General features: G+C 43.8%; 14 protein-coding genes. 7 read left to right on the top strand and 7 right to left on the bottom strand.

Annotation, left to right across the window (positions count from 1 at the left end):
- Positions 1-29: 29 nt before the first annotated feature.
- Entirely contained in the window at positions 30-1,802 is a 1,773-nt protein-coding gene (gene pyk, locus H6G05_RS17230) for a pyruvate kinase (protein ID WP_190579709.1), read from the bottom strand.
- 118 nt (positions 1,803-1,920) lie between these two features.
- On the opposite strand from pyk, the gene H6G05_RS17225 reads away from it, so the two are divergent.
- The 3 genes from H6G05_RS17225 (at position 1,921) to H6G05_RS17215 (ending at position 5,007) form a co-directional block, all read left to right on the top strand.
- A complete protein-coding gene (locus H6G05_RS17225) occupies positions 1,921-2,085 on the top strand; it encodes a hypothetical protein (RefSeq protein ID WP_190579707.1) in 165 nt (54 codons plus the stop codon).
- Positions 2,086-2,211: 126 nt separating this feature from the next.
- Positions 2,212-3,129: a hypothetical protein gene (locus H6G05_RS17220; protein WP_190579705.1), complete on the top strand. Its 918-nt coding sequence runs from the start codon at positions 2,212-2,214 to the stop codon at positions 3,127-3,129.
- A gap of 522 nt (positions 3,130-3,651) precedes the next feature.
- On the top strand, positions 3,652-5,007 hold the full coding sequence (locus tag H6G05_RS17215; RefSeq protein ID WP_190579740.1) for a nicotinate phosphoribosyltransferase: 1,356 nt from the start codon (positions 3,652-3,654) through the stop codon (positions 5,005-5,007).
- A gap of 162 nt (positions 5,008-5,169) precedes the next feature.
- On the opposite strand, the gene H6G05_RS17210 is transcribed toward H6G05_RS17215, so the two are convergent.
- Positions 5,170-6,267 (bottom strand): hypothetical protein, encoded by a 1,098-nt coding sequence (locus tag H6G05_RS17210; RefSeq protein ID WP_190579703.1) that lies wholly within the window; start codon positions 6,265-6,267, stop codon positions 5,170-5,172.
- A 490-nt stretch (positions 6,268-6,757) separates the two neighbouring features.
- On the opposite strand from H6G05_RS17210, the gene H6G05_RS17205 reads away from it, so the two are divergent.
- Positions 6,758-7,198: a SufE family protein gene (locus H6G05_RS17205; RefSeq protein ID WP_190579701.1), complete on the top strand. Its 441-nt coding sequence runs from the start codon at positions 6,758-6,760 to the stop codon at positions 7,196-7,198.
- Between the two features lie 35 nt (positions 7,199-7,233).
- Here the strand turns inward: H6G05_RS17205 and H6G05_RS17200 are convergent, their stop codons facing one another.
- Entirely contained in the window at positions 7,234-8,340 is a 1,107-nt protein-coding gene (locus H6G05_RS17200; protein ID WP_190579699.1) for an iron-containing alcohol dehydrogenase family protein, read from the bottom strand.
- Between the two features lie 575 nt (positions 8,341-8,915).
- Here H6G05_RS17200 and H6G05_RS17195 point away from each other — a divergent pair.
- From H6G05_RS17195 to H6G05_RS17185, 3 genes are read left to right on the top strand one after another with little or no spacing between them, the layout of a single operon-like run.
- Positions 8,916-11,198 (top strand): DUF4139 domain-containing protein, encoded by a 2,283-nt coding sequence (locus H6G05_RS17195; RefSeq protein ID WP_190579697.1) that lies wholly within the window; start codon positions 8,916-8,918, stop codon positions 11,196-11,198.
- Positions 11,199-11,201: 3 nt separating this feature from the next.
- Entirely contained in the window at positions 11,202-12,770 is a 1,569-nt protein-coding gene (locus H6G05_RS17190; protein ID WP_190579695.1) for a mucoidy inhibitor MuiA family protein, read from the top strand.
- Positions 12,767-14,020, top strand: a complete 1,254-nt coding sequence (locus H6G05_RS17185; RefSeq protein WP_242025597.1) for a PQQ-dependent sugar dehydrogenase — start codon at positions 12,767-12,769, stop codon at positions 14,018-14,020. Before H6G05_RS17190 ends, H6G05_RS17185 begins: the two co-directional genes overlap by 4 nt.
- A gap of 47 nt (positions 14,021-14,067) precedes the next feature.
- Here the strand turns inward: H6G05_RS17185 and H6G05_RS17180 are convergent, their stop codons facing one another.
- From H6G05_RS17180 to kdpB, 4 genes are all read right to left on the bottom strand, one after another.
- Positions 14,068-15,180, bottom strand: coding sequence for a universal stress protein (locus tag H6G05_RS17180; protein ID WP_190579693.1), 1,113 nt, complete (start codon positions 15,178-15,180; stop codon positions 14,068-14,070).
- Entirely contained in the window at positions 15,177-15,767 is a 591-nt protein-coding gene (gene kdpC, locus H6G05_RS17175) for a K(+)-transporting ATPase subunit C (protein ID WP_190579691.1), read from the bottom strand. The genes H6G05_RS17180 and kdpC overlap by 4 nt, the downstream gene beginning before the upstream one ends.
- 116 nt (positions 15,768-15,883) lie before the next feature.
- Positions 15,884-16,147 (bottom strand): potassium-transporting ATPase subunit F, encoded by a 264-nt coding sequence (locus H6G05_RS17170; protein ID WP_190579689.1) that lies wholly within the window; start codon positions 16,145-16,147, stop codon positions 15,884-15,886.
- Between the two features lie 204 nt (positions 16,148-16,351).
- Entirely contained in the window at positions 16,352-18,436 is a 2,085-nt protein-coding gene (gene kdpB / locus H6G05_RS17165; RefSeq protein WP_190579688.1) for a potassium-transporting ATPase subunit KdpB, read from the bottom strand.
- Positions 18,437-18,566 lie beyond the last annotated feature (130 nt).

Below are 18,566 nucleotides of genomic sequence, written 5' to 3'. Positions count from 1 at the left end.
GTTGATGCAAAGCATCAACTTTAATATAGCTAAAACGCTAGATCTTCTGATCGTGAGCCAGAGTAGATCATACCTTTGCTAAAGTTAACGCTTAGCGGTTCACCGTCACGAATGAAGCCTGTAGCATTTTGTACGCCAATTAAAATTGGGATACCCAACCTGCGACCAATCACCACCGCATGGGAGTCAAGGCTGGATTCTTCAGTAATTACTGCCGAGGCTTTGCGAATTACTTCGATATAGTCAGCATCGGTGCGATCGATCACCAGAATTTCGCCTTCGTTAAAGTCGCGGACATCAAGGTGATGGAAAGCAACTCTAGCCCGACCATGAACTATGCCAGAGCCAATGCTTAAACCTTTACCAACTACTGAAGAGACAAATTCGACTTTGATCAAATCGGTAGAACCCGCCACATCTTGCAGAGTACCTGCGGACATAACCACTAAGTCACCAGCAGAGAGTAATTTCATCTCTTGAGCAAGATTAAGCGCCGCTTCAAAATTTTGTCTGGCTGATGGCAAGGAGATTAAGACCATCGGCTGTACACCCCAGACCATTTGTAAGCGTCTTGCCACTTGGACATTGGGCGTAACTGCCAAAATCGGAATCGGTGGACGGAATTTGCTGACGTTACGAGCGGTAGAGCCTGTTTTAGTGAGGGTAACGATCGCCGCCGCATTTAGTTGAATTGCAATTCTACCCACTGCTTGGCTGATCGCATTAGGCACAGCGCGTCCCATGCTTTCAAGGGGCTGCATTTTTAGATCCTGTTCTCTTTCGATGCGAACCGCGATTCTTGCCATCGTTTCCACCGCCAAGATCGGATATTTACCCACCGCAGTTTCGTTAGAGAGCATCACCGCATCCGTGCCATCGATGATTGCGTTGGCTACGTCAGAAATTTCTGCACGGGTTGCACGGGGATTGCTGACCATGCTATCGAGCATTTGCGTCGCTGTAATTACGGGAATGCCGAGGCGATTGGCGGTTTTAATTAATTGTTTTTGGGCGATCGGTACATCTTCTGCGGGAATTTCTACGCCAAGATCACCACGCGCTACCATTACGCCATCGCAAACCGAGAGAATCGCTTCCATGTTGGCGATCGCTTCGTGCTTCTCGATTTTGGCAACAACACTAGCCTTGCGACCTGAAGCGGCAATTAGGTCTTTAACTTCCAGCACATCTTCAGGAGTACAGACAAAGCTGAGTGCTACCCAATCCACCCCTTCGGACAATCCAAAGCGTAAATCCTCGCGATCTTTATCGGTCATCGCACTGACTAATAAATGCACGTTCGGAAAATTTACCCCTTTATTGTTAGAGAGCGTGCCACCAATGACTACGCGACAATAAAGATCGCCTAATTCCACATTCACTGCTTCGACGACCATCTCCACTTTGCCATCATCAAGCATGATTACTGCGCCGATTGGCACTTCTTCGGCAAGGGTGTCATAGGTAATGCAACTAATTTCCGAGTTACCGTCAACTTGGCGGCTGGTGAGCGTAAACTTGTCACCTTTATTTAAGGTAATTGGACCTTCTTTAAATACACCAAGGCGGATTTTGGGCCCTTGCAAGTCTTGCAAAATGCCCACAGGTTGATTGAGTTCACTGGACACTTGGCGAATATTGCAAATGCTGCGATGGTGATCCGCATGAGTGCCGTGGGAAAAGTTGAGGCGAAAAGTACTTGCGCCTGCTTCAATAAGCTGGCGAATCATATCGGGGCTACTAGTCGCGGGTCCAATAGTAGCAACAATTTTTGTGCGACGAAAAGTTTCTCTAACGGTCATGGATTGTCAGCTAACGGCGAACCTCAAACATACCAGAATCTCATGACAATTCTCCAAGTTGTCATCACTCTTTGGGGCATGATTTACCCCAATACTTCAGAAGCCTTCAAAAACTCATATGTCAAGGGCTGCTAAAAATCAAGCGATCGCCAAAATCTTAATTTTCAAAATCATTGTTTTTTTGGCTTCTGGCAATGCTTTTGCCTCAGATAAGCCAATACCTAGCAATTTTGAAAGTTACTCCTTGATTGCTAAAGATGAACTATTGGAGCATCATCTTTAGCTATCAATATTTTTAAGTTATACCAAGCTAAGAAATGGTTACGCCATTTTTGGTTTTGCTATTAGGCGATCGCTAATCCTTAGACTGATTCCACTAAATTACTGGGTATTAAAAAAGGGTAACAAAGTGACTATTACAAGCATAGAGACGGAATATATATCATCCAAAGAACTCAAAGAGTTACATGGTTTTACAGATCCCACGATCAAAAAGTTCTTAGGTGAATGCGACAAGACAGAGAAAAATCCAAAGAGTAAAAGTACGCTCAAACTCTATCGCATTGATCGAGTTAATGAGGTTTTAGCCGATCCGTCATTCATGGAATGGCAAAATAAGAAACAATCATCATCCACTAAACGGAAGCAATCGATTGTTAAGGTCGATGCTGTCCAAAATATTGAGGTAGTTCTACCTGCTAAACCTACTACTATTGAGTCCGTTGCTAAAGTAGATGCCTTTGCTTTTGAGCTTGGATTATCGCGGTTACAGACGGCAGATTGGGTTGATTTTCAATGGGAGTATTTTCGAGAGGAAGATGATGATCAATTCTCAGAAGAAAAGCAACTACATGCGGTGACGACAGTCAAAAAAATGTTGGCAGCTTCCTATTGGTTTGATCCTCAAGATTTTTTCAAGGCTTTTAGTCAATACGGTAAGGGGGGCGCAGGCAGTCCAGATGTGGCAAATGAATATAAATCAAGTATCTTGGAGAATGGATGGAAGGGAATTCCTCTGGTGAGTTTGATGATTGGCGATCGCCAAGCTCCTACTAAAATAATGCTGGATTCTGGACATCATCGATGGAATGCGCTTAAGGAATTATTTGAGGCAGAGAATCTTCCTCGCGATTTTAAAATACCTGTCTTTGATTTAAAGAAATTGCGTCCAATCGTAAGAGATCAATATAATCCAAGTCTAGAATTTGCATTGCGCTACGCAGTCACAGGTGGCACGTTAGGGCATGACTTTGCCCTAAGAGTAATCGCGAAAAACTGGTTCACAAGACTTTGTACTGGGGTTGATTGCTCTTGTCCTAATTCCTGAAAGTTTAGTTCTGCTCTGGTGATAGGACAAAATCAAAACCCAAGAAGAGAATAGCGGCGCTTCGCGCCGCCATTCTCTTCTTGGGTTTTATGTCCTCATACACTTGGCGACAGCTATAGCAACGTAAAACTAGGACGAATCAAAACCCAAAAGATGAGTGGCAGCACTTCGCGCTGCCACTCATCTTTTGGGTTTTATATCCTAAGCAAAACTTACATTGCTATAAATGATTAATATCGACTCTGAATTGGTTGAATCGATAATTCAGCAGATTAGTCGTTGGTTCAGGATTTCAGATGCTCAGTGGAATAAAAATTAAATTTAAAACTACTATAATTATCACGGATTTCAAATGAATGTTTTTACCCGTAAGTAGCTTGCTTATACTCAAAAAGCTTGAGAATATAGATAAAAATAATTTTGGCAAGCACAGTTCAGATCCTGCCAAACAAAAAATATGCTTGCAATTTTGGTAAAAAACACTATAATAGAAATATGCCAGCCTCTACCCCCACCAAAGTCATGAGCGCTATAACTATTAATCCTGCCGCTAATCAAGTTGTCAGTTTGAAGTCCAACAGCTTAAACATCGCTGTGGATGAATATGGACTGCTTACAGATCTCTACCAACTGACAATGGCTGCTTGCTATGTGCATGAGGGATGCGATCGCAAGCGAGCAAGTTTCGAGTTATTCGTGCGTCGCCTTCCCGAAGGATTTGGCTACCTGATTGCGATGGGTATTGCCCAAGCCGTGGAATATTTGCAAAACCTGCATTTCACCGCTGAGCAAATCGCCGCTTTACAAGCAACGGGAATCTTCGCTAATGCCGATCGCCGCTTTTGGGAACTATTACAAAACTTCCGCTTTGAGGGCGATCTATGGGCAGTACCAGAGGGAACGGCGATGTTTGCCAATGAGCCTTTTTTAAGAATCGAAGCGCCACTTTGGCAAGCACAATTAGTGGAAACCTATTTACTGAATACAATCAACTATCAAACTCTGATTGCCACTAGAGCCGCTAGAATGCGTGATGTTGCAGGCGATCGCATTACCCTTTTAGAGTTTGGCACAAGACGCGCCTTTAGCCCCCAAGCTTCTCTTTGGGCGGCAAGAGCCGCCCTCGCCGCAGGAATGGATGCAACTTCCAATGTATTGGCAGCACTCAAACTTGGTAGACAACCAAGTGGCACAATGGCTCATGCCTTGGTTATGGCCTTAAATGCAACCGAAGGCAGTGAATCTCAAGCCTTTAGTGCTTTCCATCAAGTTTTCCCAAATAGTCCTCTCCTAATCGATACTTTCGATACGATCGCCGCCGCTCGAAATCTTGCTGAAAAAGTTAACTCTGGCGAGATGCAAGTACAGGGAGTTCGCATTGATTCAGGTGATATAGCAACAGTATCTAAAGAAGTAAAAGCATTTCTGCCTGATGCTGCAATCTTTGCCAGTGGTGATATTGACGAAACTGAGATTCTCCGTTTAAAAGCATTGGGAGCACCCATTGATGGCTATGGCATCGGCACAAAATTAGTCACAGGTGCGCCTGTAAATGGAGTTTATAAATTAGTGGAAATTGATAATATTCCTGTTTCCAAAAAGTCAAGCGGTAAGCAATCGATCGCCAGTCGCAAGCAAATTTGGCGCAGTTTCGAGAATGGCGTAATCACAGGCGATCTCCTGACCCATATTTCCGAGATTCCTCAGCCTAATGAGCAGCCACTCCTAGAATGCATTATGCACAATGGCGAGTTGTTGAAGTCTTTGGATGATTTAGATGCGATCGCGAAACGCAGTCGGAATTCTGTAAATTCTTTACCTCCAGCAGTTCGCAATATTGCTAACCCAGAGACGATTTCTGTGATAGTTAATATGTAACTCATCGATCACCCAGCTTGCTCATAACTTAGATATAATGTAACAACTAAAATTCTTTATATAGCGTTTATTAGTCTAGTGAATTACTGTTTTGTTTCGCCACTTTTAGCGGGGAAACAAACCTTTATAACTCGCTTGCTTGCAAAGCGCTAGAGAAGAACTTTAGTTGTCATCTTTATGTTCTCGACTCTCGATAGCTATTAAAATATTTCTATCAAGTTCTTGATAGAAATCGTGATTTATCATAGCAAGTTGCTTTGACAAATCATTGGCAACTTGTAAGGATTGCTGGACTTTAATTACTTGATTCTTATCCCATTTGAGAAATATCAAACCTTGAGCGACTGGAACTCCAAAAAAAGACGGATACTCAATCTTACCTAACCCAAGGTTCACAGCATTTAGATAGATATTTTCTATCAGCCATTTTTTGTAAGAGCCTCGGTCTGTTTGCAGCCATTTGTCAGGATAGGAAATTCCTTCTGCCTGACTGAATACACTAGAAACCAGATCGTATATGGTTGGTCCATCCGTCCAAGACCAGCTTTCCATAATCGCCCTATTATGCCAAAGTTTTACAATTCTAAACAACTCACTTTCAAGATTTCCTTTAGCTGGAGCATTATTCCGCCCGACAACAAAGTAATATATTTCATCACTGTAGTTATTATCGTATTGATAAATTTCAATATTCTCATTTATGATTAGAGCGATGAGAGCAAACTTTACAATAGTGACGCATTCTTCCATCGAAACCCGTAAGTCTGTCTGAAAATTAGTGCCAAAATCACGAGATATTGCAGCGAGTCCAACGACACTAAGAGGTAAAGCAAAATTCTGATTCAATTTAAAATGTATAGATAATACTTTTCCTCTGCTACTCCATTTGCAACTTAGATATATACCAATAAAACGTGTAATTTCCAGCCTTAATCCTATTCCAGAGTTGTATAGTCTCACCTTTTCAATAAGTGTCAGTGTTATTACAAAAACAACTCCTAAAAGCCCTAAAATAGTTACCCAAATTGTTGTTAATGGCAGAGTATTCCAAATGCTTATCAAGTAAAAATTTAGACTAATGACACCTAATAATATAAAAAAGTTAAAAATATTATTTTCACGTTTTGGCTTTGTGAAACTCAATAATCTCTTAACCTTATTTAGCTCAATAAAGGGACAATGACCAAGTTCTCTTGAGGGACAATCAAAGATTTCTTTGGCTGTACTACCACATTGAGTACATCTAAGAATATGGCTCATAGTGAGTGAATATATGCTTATGTGCTATCGTGACTAATTTTTAGCGTTGAGAAAGGAGATCACTGGTTGATTCATTAACTTGTTTAATCGTAGATTTATTTTCCTAATCGAAGATTCGACTACACCAGAGCCAATAGTTAGACTAAGTTGATAGAAGTAACTCTATTCAGGAATCCGCAGACAATGGTTGCATAAATAGCCCGCAAAATTTGCGGCTCGTTTAAATTTGTAACCGTCAAATATATAGTACTTTTCAACCAAGCGAGGTACAAAGGTTTGTTTCCCAAGGCAATTGAGACTGTATTTCCCAAAACTCATGTAGCTCATAGTGTGTAACTCGATATTTCCAATTGGAGATGATGGAGATAATCAATTTCCTTGTACCTCATGTATGTATTTAGCTAGCGATCGCCCCACAAGATGTGATCAGATCCTTTAAACTGGAATAGCTGTAAGATTTTCTGTCTTTTTTCAAATATTTCCAAATCTAATGCCAAGTCCGACCCATTTACCCGAAGCCATTGATCGCATCGTCCAGCGATTTCAAAGGCTCACCGATCCCAAACAACGTTATGAACAATTAATTTTGTACGGGAAGAAATTAGCCGAATTTCCAGAATCACTCAAAATACCCGAAAACAAAGTACAGGGATGTGTTTCACAGGTGTTTGTGGTTGCCGAGTTAGATGAGAATGAGCGTGTTGTATTTGCTGGTGACTCTGATGCTTTGATTAGCAAAGGGTTTGTCGGTTTACTGTCAGTCTGTATGGGTGGGTTGACTCAGAAAGAAGTTGAATTACTCACGCCTGATTTTATTAAAGACACAGGTTTAGTGGCGAGTCTTACGCCCTCTAGAGCCAATGGTTTTTATAATGTATTCAAGAAAATGCAACAACAGGCGATCAAAATTGAATTGCCCAGCGTTCGCTAAACAAATAAAAAGCCTCGCGAAGCGAGGCTTTTTATTTAAACGGTGGCGGCAATGGGACTAGTAGTAGAAACCATCGCCGCTAAAACTTGGCTAGGGCAAACGGTAAAGGGTAAGCGGTGAATATCCGAATTAGGTTGACAGGCTATTTCAGCAATCTGTTCTAACTCGGCGAGGGTAACTTGACTTAAGCCTAGATCAGCAAGATTCCTCGGTAAACCAATCTCTTGATAAAACTTCAGCAATTGATGCCGCGACGAAGCGGCGAGTTGATTGCCTTGAAATTCCTCTAGGCGTAATTGCACCAAAATGCCATAGGCAACCTTTTCACCATGCAAAGTGCCGTGGGTTTGATGCAGGTGAGTTAAAGCATTATGAATCGCATGAGCAGCCACAGTGCGACAATTAGCGCCACCGATCCCACCGATCGCACCTGCGAGACAGACAGACGCATCGACTACTTCGCGCCATGCTGGGCTATTGGGATTTGCGATCGCCTCAGCAGACTTTTGAAACAAAATATCACGCAGGATTCTTGCCTCTTGGACGGCTGCGATGACCATCGTTTTCTCGCTACTGCCACTACTGACGGAGGACTCGTACCATTTAGCGATCGCATCGCCAATGCCTGAAACGAGTGTGCGCTTAGGTGCAGTCGCAATTACGTCATAGTCCACAAACATCATGTCAGGACAGCGATCGAGGGTCACGTCATAGTCAAAGGCTCCATGAGCATCATAGACATTGCTAAGGGCTGTCCATGCCGCACAGGTTGCGCCAGTGGTCGGCACAGTAAAAATAGGCAACTGACATTGATGAGCTATTAATTTCGCAGTATCAAGGACTTTGCCGCCACCGACACCCACAATTACATGGGGATTTTCCTGCTGAACAAGACGACGCAGCATTGCTAAATTTTCATCGCTACAATCCGCGATCGCTGGCGCATGGATAATTTCGCGATCGCTGTTGTGAAAATAGCTAGCTGTGACTTGATTGGCGGTTTCCCCAGCAATGACTAGAGCTTTATTCCCATAGCGTGACAAATATTTCGGGAGTTGCGCTAAAATCCCGTTTCCCCGTAAAAGTTGGGCTGGTGCGATCGCTAAGATCGGTAATGCTTCCACCGTAAGTGTGTCTGACATCAGGTTAAGACATGGTAAACATAAGCTCTATTCTATCTCTACTACTTCTAAATCTGCCAATTTTGGTGACCTCGTCAAACCCAAAGAAGAGAATAGCGATATAAAGTTAATAACCAGCAATCAGCTTATATACTCCCTTCCCAGTGAAAGAATAGACGTGGCGGCGCTTCGCGCCGCCACGCTATTTCTTGGTTTTATATGTCTATTTCTTCGGTGGGAAGGGAGTAGCTGTCGCCATTCTTGTTAGGACATAAAACCCCAATAGTGTGAGGCGGCGCGAAGCGCCGCCTCACACTATTGGGGTTTTGATTTGTCCTGATATAGGTGGCTATAGCTATAGCAAATCCGTTAGAGAGATGCTTGACTGTTGCCTAAGTACCTGTGCAGAATAAATTACCCAAACCCGTAAAGTTGCGCCCCTGCGGGACGCAACTTTACGGGTTTGGGTTTGTAATTAATTATGCTCATCTACTTATTTCTCTAACAACGGTAGCAAGCCAAAGTTAACTATAATTTTCAGGAGTATATAATAAACTTAATAAAATCAAGACAAGATTTGGATAACGCATAAATTTATGTCGATCGCTCAGCTTGCCTCCAAAATCGATAAAGTTAAAGTCTATGCTGAAGGCTCCACCGTGAAGCGGTTAGCAAGTCTATCAGCGATCGCATGGCAAAATGAAAACGATGAAAATATTGAAGTGGAAATCGTTGGACTACCACTGGCTCTAGATGATGGAAGTGTCAGGGTAAGGGTAGACAACGGCACAGAGACGGACAGCAACATCATGGTTACAGATGTGCGGGTTGGATTACATGTCCCACCACCTGTGGAAGTTCCCATATCAGATTTAGAAGCATCTATTCAGTCGGCAAAAGCTGAGGTCGATCGCCTTAATGATTTGGCGAATGTAATAGCCCTAGAAATGTCGGCTTTGAATGCTTTACATGTCCCCGATCGCCCGATTGGTGAACAAGGCAAAGCACCCCCAACCTCACCAACGGGCGCAAGAATCGCCTTAGCCAATTTCAAAGATGAGCAGAAACAGTTACGCATTAAAGAAAAGCGTGAACTTGAGAGTCAACTGCGAAAAGCCAGAGAACATCTAGCCGATCTTCAGCAGCAACAAAACCTTGCCTCTAATGCCAATGTTGCCAAAGAAAACGAATTGCGTAAAACAATCGTGGCGCGGTTGCAAATTCGCGATCGCCAAGCAGCATCTTTACCACCTGATAATCTGCAACTGATTGTGGAATATTTTGTACAGGGGGCAAAATGGACACCGACCTATGTTTGTCGGCTCAATAGTGCAAATAATACCGCAGCGATCGCCTTGAGAGCATTGATTTGCCAGCGTACTGGTGAGGATTGGTCGGGTGTACAGATCGAGCTTTCGACGGCTACGCCGATGGGTTGGTGTGAATTGCCTGAGTTGCCTTCTCTACGGTTAGGGCGATCGCAAGCATTCGTGTCCAAAAAGGCTTGGCGAAACCCACCCAAAGGAGCAGAGGTTCTGTTTGAAGATTATGATCTTCAGAGACAGCTTGCCTATAGCGCCATTAGTACTACGTCAGTTTCGCAAAATTTTCAAATTCCAGTACTAGAAACATTATCATCAGTAACCCAATCGATTCTGAACCAGAAGCTTGAAAATTTAAAAATAGATTCTGTTGCAGATCTTAGTCAAAATCTACTGGGTCGTGGAGTCAACTCGGTTGAATTAGCAAGTGAAGCCATCTCATTTGACGAACAGAACCAATATTTTGGGGCTATATCATCAGAAGTTGATGCCGAAGTGGATGAACTTAGATCCATGTTGCAACCTAATATGAGTAGAAGTATGCCCTCTGCTGCTCCCGAAAGAATGGAAGCGCAAGTTATGCGGAAGGCTATGGCTCCTCCCAAAAGATCTATGTCTCTTGAGCGACCAACAGTATCGGCAGTAATGCAAGAAGCTACCTTTGATCCTGTCCAAGAGATTACGAACTATGGACTGATGCGATTGGCTGATCCTAGTAATACCTCACAGCGTGGCAAACTCAGTTTACCTAATGTGCAGACCCTCTATTTGGAATCCCTGAAGCGATCGCAGATGAAGATTAACTTTGATCTGACGATGGTTTTGCGAAAAGCATTACTTCTTGCTGCTTGTTCTAACATTCCGTTACCTGCGGGTGGAACGAATGTGCGTGAGATGGCAGGTGCTTTTGACTTTGCCTATCTTGGATCTGGGCGCATTGATATTCCGTCAGATGGGCAGTTTCATTCCGTGGCTCTGCTCGAAGAGAATGCCGAAATTGATATGCGTTATGTTGTAGTCCCCCGTGAAGACACCAATGTTTTTCGGATCGCGCAACTTCGCAACCCACTGCGATCGCCATTATTATCAGGCTCTACCGATGTCTATGTGGATGGAGAATATATCCTCTCAACGCGCATTAATACCGTGCCACCGAAGGGACAAATGGAACTAGGTTTAGGCGTAGAGCAATCGATTAAAGTGGCGCGAAATACCTCCTTTAAAGAAGTGCGATCGGGTATGAGTCTGGTTGCCTTTAATGAACTGCGTCACAGTATTCATATTGCGATCGCCAATCGACTAGGACGAGATGCCCGTATCGCAGTACGCGAACGTGTCCCTGTCCCCCAAGCGGATGTAAAAGTCGATGTGACCGTTACACAGGTTTCGCCAGCATGGGAAAAGTATGAACAGCAGGAACGTAATGCCATTATCAAAGGCGGCTATCGTTGGCATGTCAACGTTCCCGCAGGTGGAGAAACGGAATTAACCGCCGACTATACGATCAAAACCTTTGTGGACAATGAGCTAGTTAACGGCAATCGGAGAGAGGAATAGCCCATGATATCAACTGAAATTCAGACCCTAGATCTAAATGCTCCTGTGACTACCGTGACACTGCTTGAAGATCGCGCTCAAGTCCAACGGATAGCCAAGGTAAATCTAGCCGCAGGACTATGGCGAGTACATATTGATCGGGTGGCTCCGATTCTCTCTGATAAGTCACTGCGGGCGGAATTTAGCGATCGCCAATCTGGTGCGAAAGTTAACGATGTACGTGTACGCCGACGCATGTTAATTAAGGAATCCGATCGCTCAGGTTTAATCGAAGAGTTAAAGACCGAATGGCGATCGCAATTTGATCAATACAACGTCCTCATTGAAGATCGCCAACAACTCGAAGAACAGTTCCAACAAATTGGTCTGATTTTGGGTAAGGCTTTGCAAGAACTGCCTATTGATGCAGCTTGGGGACAGGTTGATCCGATGGCATGGCGATCGCAATTACAGCCACTATTTCAAAAAATGCGGGAATCCCGTAGCGAAATTCTCCACACTTACCATGCACAGGCGCAGTTAAAATCGGCGATCGAGCGACTCGTAAGCCGTATCCAAGCTGAAACTAGACCAGATCAGATTTTTATAGCTCACATCGAGGCTGATTTGGCGATCGTGGAAACGGGCGAGTACGAACTAGCCTTTGATTATGTGGTTCCCAATGCCTTGTGGCGACCCTATCATCAAGCCCAATTGCAAATGGGAGAAAATTCCCAATTAACCTTCCGTACCGATGGTTGCGTTTGGCAAAACACAGGCGAAGACTGGCTAAATGTCGATTTAGTTTTCTCCACTGCCCGCGCATCCCTTGGTACTGAGCCACCTTTACTTACCGATGATTGGCTGAATATTCGCGAGAAAGCGAAAAAGATAGCCGTAGAAATGCGCGATCAAACGGTGAAAACCACGGGATTAGGTGTAGCAACAAGACCAGAGGCGATCGATTTACCATCGGTGGATGATGGTGGTGAAGTGCGAACAATTCGCGCTCCTCAAAAAGCAAATATTCCCTCCAATGGCAATCCCTATCGTGTGCCATTATTTCAGTTTCAATCCTCAGCCAAAATTGAGCATGTTCTGATGCCAGAAATAGCTTTGCAAGTCGTTCTCAAAAGTGAACAAACGAATAATGCGACTTTGCCGATTTTAGCTGGTCCCGTTGATCTAGTGCGATCTACAGAATATGTAGGCAGGACAACCATATCCTTCATTGCACCTCAAGAAAAATTTGCCCTTGGTTGGGGAACTGATGCAAATATGCGTGTCCAGCGCATTCAATCACAAAAACGTGAGAAAAATCATCTCACCCAATGGAATACGATTACTAATACCGTCAGCATCTTTCTCTCGAATATTGGTGATGAAGTTAGAAAAATCACGATGACTGAACGGATTCCTATTTCAGAATTGGAAAAAGTTAAAATTGAGGTAGTTCAGGATGAAACGAGCGATCGCCTTCAACCTGATGCCAATGGCTTTTGTACTTGGGATTTGCATCTTTCACCCTATTCTCAATCCAAAGTTAACCTAGTTTATAAAATTGCTGCTGCTCCTGATGTAGAAGGTCTATGAATTACCAACCAAAAATGATGAAGACTTTACGCTATCCATTGAACCTTGTAATCAGTGCGATCGCCCTAACCATTGGAGGTTGTGCTATTCCAGAACTCAACCTCAATCCATCACCATCACCATCACCATTAACAGTTGCTCAACCGACAACATCCGCGATCGCCACAAATACCGCGACGAGTAACAAGCCTACTCCCACGGGTTTCAAAAAAGTTACGGTAGCCCAAAATTTAGAAAGACCTTGGGGGATGGCTTGGTTACCCGATGGCGCAATACTGATTACCGAGCGAGTTGGTCGCGTCCAAATCCTGCGAAATGGATCACTACAGCAAGTTGCGATCGCCGAAATCCCCAATCTATTTGTGTCTGGACAAGCAGGCTTGATGGATATCTCACTACATCCACGCTTTGCCGAAAATAAATTGGTTTACCTTACCTATTCCTCTGGAGACTTCCAATCTAATCACACCAGCATTTTGAGAGCAAAATTTGATGGTAAAGCGCTGGTTGAACCACAATTAATTTTTGAGGTAAAACCGTCAAAATCAGGGAATCAGCATTTTGGTTCGCGCATCGTTTGGCTACCCGATGAAACTATGTTGGTTGCGATCGGTGATGGTGGTAATCCACCTTTACAACTAAATGGTGAATTGATTCGTAATCAAGCCCAAAAGTTAGATAGTCAGCTTGGCAAAGTCCTGCGACTCAAGGATGATGGCTCCATTCCTTTAGACAATCCCTTTGTGAAAACAGCTAATTCTAATCCTGCAATTTGGAGCTATGGACATCGCAATATTCAAGGCTTATTTGCTGATCCTCTATCCAAGCAAATATGGTCAACGGAGCATGGTGCAAGGGGTGGTGATGAATTAAACCTCATCGAGGCAGGTAAAAACTATGGCTGGCCAGTGGTGAGCTTTAGCCAAGAATATATTGGTGGCAAGATTTCTGACGAAACATCTCGCCCTAATATGGTCGATCCCAAATTAGTGTGGACTCCTGCGATCGCACCATCTGGGTTGCTGTTATATCGTGGCGATCGCTTTCCTAACTGGCAGGGTAATCTATTTGCGGGAGGTTTGGTATCTAGAGAAGTTATTCGCATTCAAATAGATGGTAATCAAACAGTGGTTCAAGAAAAGATTCCCATCGGTCAAAGGGTGCGTGATGTGCGACAGGGCAAAGATGGATTTATTTATATTCTTACTGACGAACAAGCGGGGCAACTCATCCGACTAGAACCAATGTAGTCATGGGATGTGGCACGGAGTGCCACATCCCATGACTATGCACATGATTAATCGCGATCGCTATCATCTACCTTGCTAGTAGAGATAATATGAATATCCACATTTTTGAGTAATCGTAAAATCCTTTGTGTTAGAGATCCTTTAAACAGGATCTGCCAGCGTGACTTCTGGCTTTCACCCATTACAATTTGGGTGACTCGATAGTTTTGAGCAGTTTCCACGATCGCTTTTAAAGCATTGTTATCGCGCACGCGAATAAAAGTACCGCTAAACTCTTTACATAAACGTTCACAAGTCTCGATATGTAAGCTTTCAGCTTTGGTTAAAAAACGATCGGGATCATCAACAAACAAAACGTAAAGCTGGGCGTGCATATATCCTGCAATCCTTGCACCTCGGCGTAGTAACTGAAGGGAATTGGGATAGGTAGACACACAAACTAGAACCCGTTCGTGAATATTACAAATAAGATTTGTGCTAGAACCTGACTGATCATGGGATTCTAGATCATCTTCGATGTTATCTGCTATTTCTCGCAGGGCAAGTTCTCGCAAAGCAATCAAATGGCGACGCTGAAAGAAATTGTTTAATGATTGATCAATTTTTTCAGGAGCATAGATTTTGCCATCCCGTAGACGTTCTTGTAGGGTTTCAGGCGTAACGTCAACTACTACCACTTCATCGGCATTTTCGAGCACGCGATCGGGTATCCGCTCCCGCACGATCACGCCAGTAATTTTGGCTACCGTATCATTTAAGCTCTCGATATGTTGAATATTTACAGTGGAATAGACATCAATTCCTGCTTCGAGTAGAACTTCTACATCCTGATAACGCTTTTCACGTTCGGCATTGGGGACATTAGTATGTGCCAATTCATCTACTAGCGCTAATTGGGGTTGTCGCTTGAGGATTGCATCCGTATCCATTTCGGTAAGTGTTACGGATTCACAGCTAATCTGTTGGCGTGGAATTAGTTCTAAACCTTGGGCTTTTGCCGCAGTTTCAGCGCGATTATGGGTTTCTAGTAAACCAATGATCACATCAATTCCTTCGGAGCGCAGGCGATGCCCTTCCTCCAGCATCCGATAGGTTTTCCCAACCCCCGGACTCATGCCAATAAATATTTTATGCTTACCGCGCCGATGAGATTTAATCATAAACTATCTAAAGCTAAATTTAATTTCAAGACATTTACGCCATCCTCGCCAAAGATGCCCAGAAAACGGCGATCGCTATTTTGCTCAATCAGCTTTTCGAGTTGGCTGGGTTCAACTTTGCGAGCTTGAGCAATTCTCGTAATTTGTGCCTTCGCAGATTCAGGGCTGATATGTGGGTCAAGGCTAGAGCCAGATGTATAAACCAAATCAGCAGTTGCAGAAATTCCTGATTGTTGGAGTTTGGATATCGCTGGATTAATTCTCTTCAGCAAATCAGGATTGCTTGGTGCGAGGTTACTTGCACCTGAAACCCCCGTTTTGAGAATATTCGCTGTATCCGCTTTTGGATCTGCACTGCTGTAGTTAGTAGTGCTAGGACGGCTATTGAAATAGCGATCGCTAGTAAATGGTTGCCCAATTAGTGCAGAGCCGATAACTTGACCTTGGGCATTACGGATGAGACTACCATTGGCTTGATAGGAGAGAAATGGTAATTGTGCGATCGCCAACATTCCTAAGGGATAGATCACGGCAACAAGTATCCAGAGAACTAGAGTGGCGCGAATGGCTTTGATGATTTCGTTCATAATTTGGGGATTGGTAATTGGGGATTGGTAATTGGCTTTTGGCTTTTAGCTTTTGGCTTTTAGCTTTTGGCTTTTTAAAGTTTGTTAGCTAACAGCTAATCGCTAACAGCCCAAAACTAAAACTTCTCAGGCTGAAACATGACGACAAATAGATAAATTGAGAAGGCAAAGGTGACAATTCCTAAAAGTCCTAGAGCATAGGCTTGGAATTTAGTGAAGCTTTCAGCATTGGCGGCATAGACCGCAGGAGCAATGATGAGATTAAAGCAGATTGCTAGAAACAGATAGATAGGATATTTCTGTTTAAGAGAGTGTTGCCAGAAATCGGTAAGGTTGTCTATAGGGAAGCTTGGAGAAAAGTGAGAAATAGTTTTTTTCATAGTTGTGAAGACATTTTTGGTAGTGGAATATAGATAACAATCCGTTATACCAAAACACAAAGTAAAGACGACAGATGGTTATTAAAAAATGCTCGTAAACCCAAACCAATATTTAGAGTGTGAAAATCCCATCTGTCGCCCTATCTAAGTGATTTGGTATTAAATCCCATCATTCAGCAAAATCTGTGATGCTAGATTAGGGAATTAGGCAATTGGCAGGAGAATATCAATGAATTTGATCGCAATAAATGGAGCGACTACACCACCTAGCCCATACAGCAGAATATTACGCTGTAGTAGCTGATCGGCAGTAAGAGGGCGAAATTTTACACCTTTGAGCGCAAGGGGAATCAAAGCAGGAATAATTAAGGCATTGTAAATTAAAGCTGAGAGAATTGCAGATTGGGGACTTTTTAGCCCCATTACGTTCAAAGTGCCAATTCCTGCGGAGGCAAAGATGGTGGGGATGATCGCGAAGTATTTGGCAATATCGTTGGCGATCGAGAAGGTGGTCAATGCGCCGCGAGTGATCAACAATTGCTTGCCGATTGCTACAAGATCAATCAACTTAGTCGGGTCACTATCCAAATCCACCATATTTGCGGCTTCCTTGGCGGCCTGTGTGCCTGAATTCATCGCAACGCCAACGTTAGCTTGGGCTAAGGCTGGTGCGTCATTGGTTCCATCGCCAGTCATGGCGACTAATTTACCCTGAGACTGTTCTCGACGAATAACTTCGATTTTATCTTCGGGCGTAGCTTCGGCAATGAAGTCATCGACTCCTGCTTCTTCCGCAATTACGGAGGCTGTAATCTGGTTATCACCTGTGAGCATGATGGTGCGTACACCCATCCGCCGCAATTGATCGAATCTTTCTCGCAGTCCTGATTTGACGATATCTTTGAGATAAATTACTCCATAGAGATCGCCGCCCTGACAGATTCCCAAAGGAGTACCACCGAGTTTTGAGACTTTCTCATAGGCAGCTTCAAATTCTTCAGGTACTTCACCCGATCGCGATCGCACAAATCCACGAATTGCATCCACGGCTCCCTTGCGAACTTCGATCTGATTAGGTAAATCAGTGCCGCTCATGCGAGTACGTGCCGAAAAATCTATACCTTTAGCCTGATCTCGATCAAAATTAGCGATCGCTCCTAACTGTTCGGCTAGTTGGACAATTGATCGCCCTTCTGGAGTTTCATCAAAGATACTGGCTGCGAGCGCAACAGTGGCAACTTCTGAGAGGGAATGTCCATTGACAGGGATAAACTCATCGGCTAATCGGTTGCCCAGCGTAATCGTGCCTGTTTTATCCAGTACTAAAGTATTGATATCGCCGCAAGCTTCGACGGCGCGTCCTGATGTGGCGATTACATTAAACTGGGCGACGCGATCCATACCTGCAATGCCGATCGCACTCAGCAAGCCACCAATCGTAGTGGGAATCAGGGCAACTAAGAGCGAAATTAGAATTGCGATCGTCGTGGGGGTATTCACATAGTTGGCGATCGGCGTAATCGTGGCGACAACGATCAGAAATACCTGTGTTAGCACCGTCAACAGCACTGTCAAAGCAATTTCATTTGGTGTTTTGGTGCGTTCGGCTCCTTCCACAAGGGCAATCATGCGATCGATAAATCCTTGCCCGGGATCAGCCGAAATCTTGATGGTTAATTCATCGGAAACTACGCGCGTACCGCCTGTGACCGAACTGGAAATATCTGTACCAGCTTGCTTGAGAACGGGAGCCGATTCACCTGTGATCGCTGACTCATCGACTGAGGCTAAACCAGCAATCACTTCGCCATCCGCAGGAATCATTTCCCCGATCGCCACTTTTACTAAATCACCACGCCGTAACTCTGTGGAGCTAGTTGGCTGAATCGTGCCATCTGGAAGCACCTTACGGGCGATCGTATCCGATCGCGTGGTGCGTAATGAGTCGGCTTGAGCTTTACCGCGTCCCTCGGCGATCGCCTCAGCAAAGTTAGCAAATACTACTGTAAAAAATAAAATTATTGTAATTAACCCATTGAGAATCCGCTCCTGATTGGGATCGCCTTTAACTGTCCCAAAGAGATTGGGATCGATCGTAACTAGCAAAGTCACAATCGTACCGACCCAAACCATAAACATGACGGGATTTCGTACCGCGATTTTAGGATTCAGTTTCCGAAAAGCATCACGCACAGCTCGTTGATAAAGTCCTCCCATTGATGCTTTGGGTGTGTGTTTGCGCGAGTCGCGAGTGCCGCTAGGCATGGGTTTGGTTGAAGAATTATTCATAGGGTTTAGGAAAGAAAATGTTTAGAAAAAGATCTCTTACTTTTCTTCTCCCTTTTTGTAATCTGCCTTGTATACACAAATCCATCTATTTTAAGTTTGAGAATATAGGTCTCCCCTACACTCTTGTAAA

The organism is Phormidium tenue FACHB-1050 (assembly GCF_014696925.1).
Lineage (GTDB): Bacteria > Cyanobacteriota > Cyanobacteriia > Pseudanabaenales > Pseudanabaenaceae > Pseudanabaena.
The sequence above is the reverse complement of the archived record's forward strand: the minus strand, read 5'-3'. Positions and strand labels throughout refer to the sequence as shown.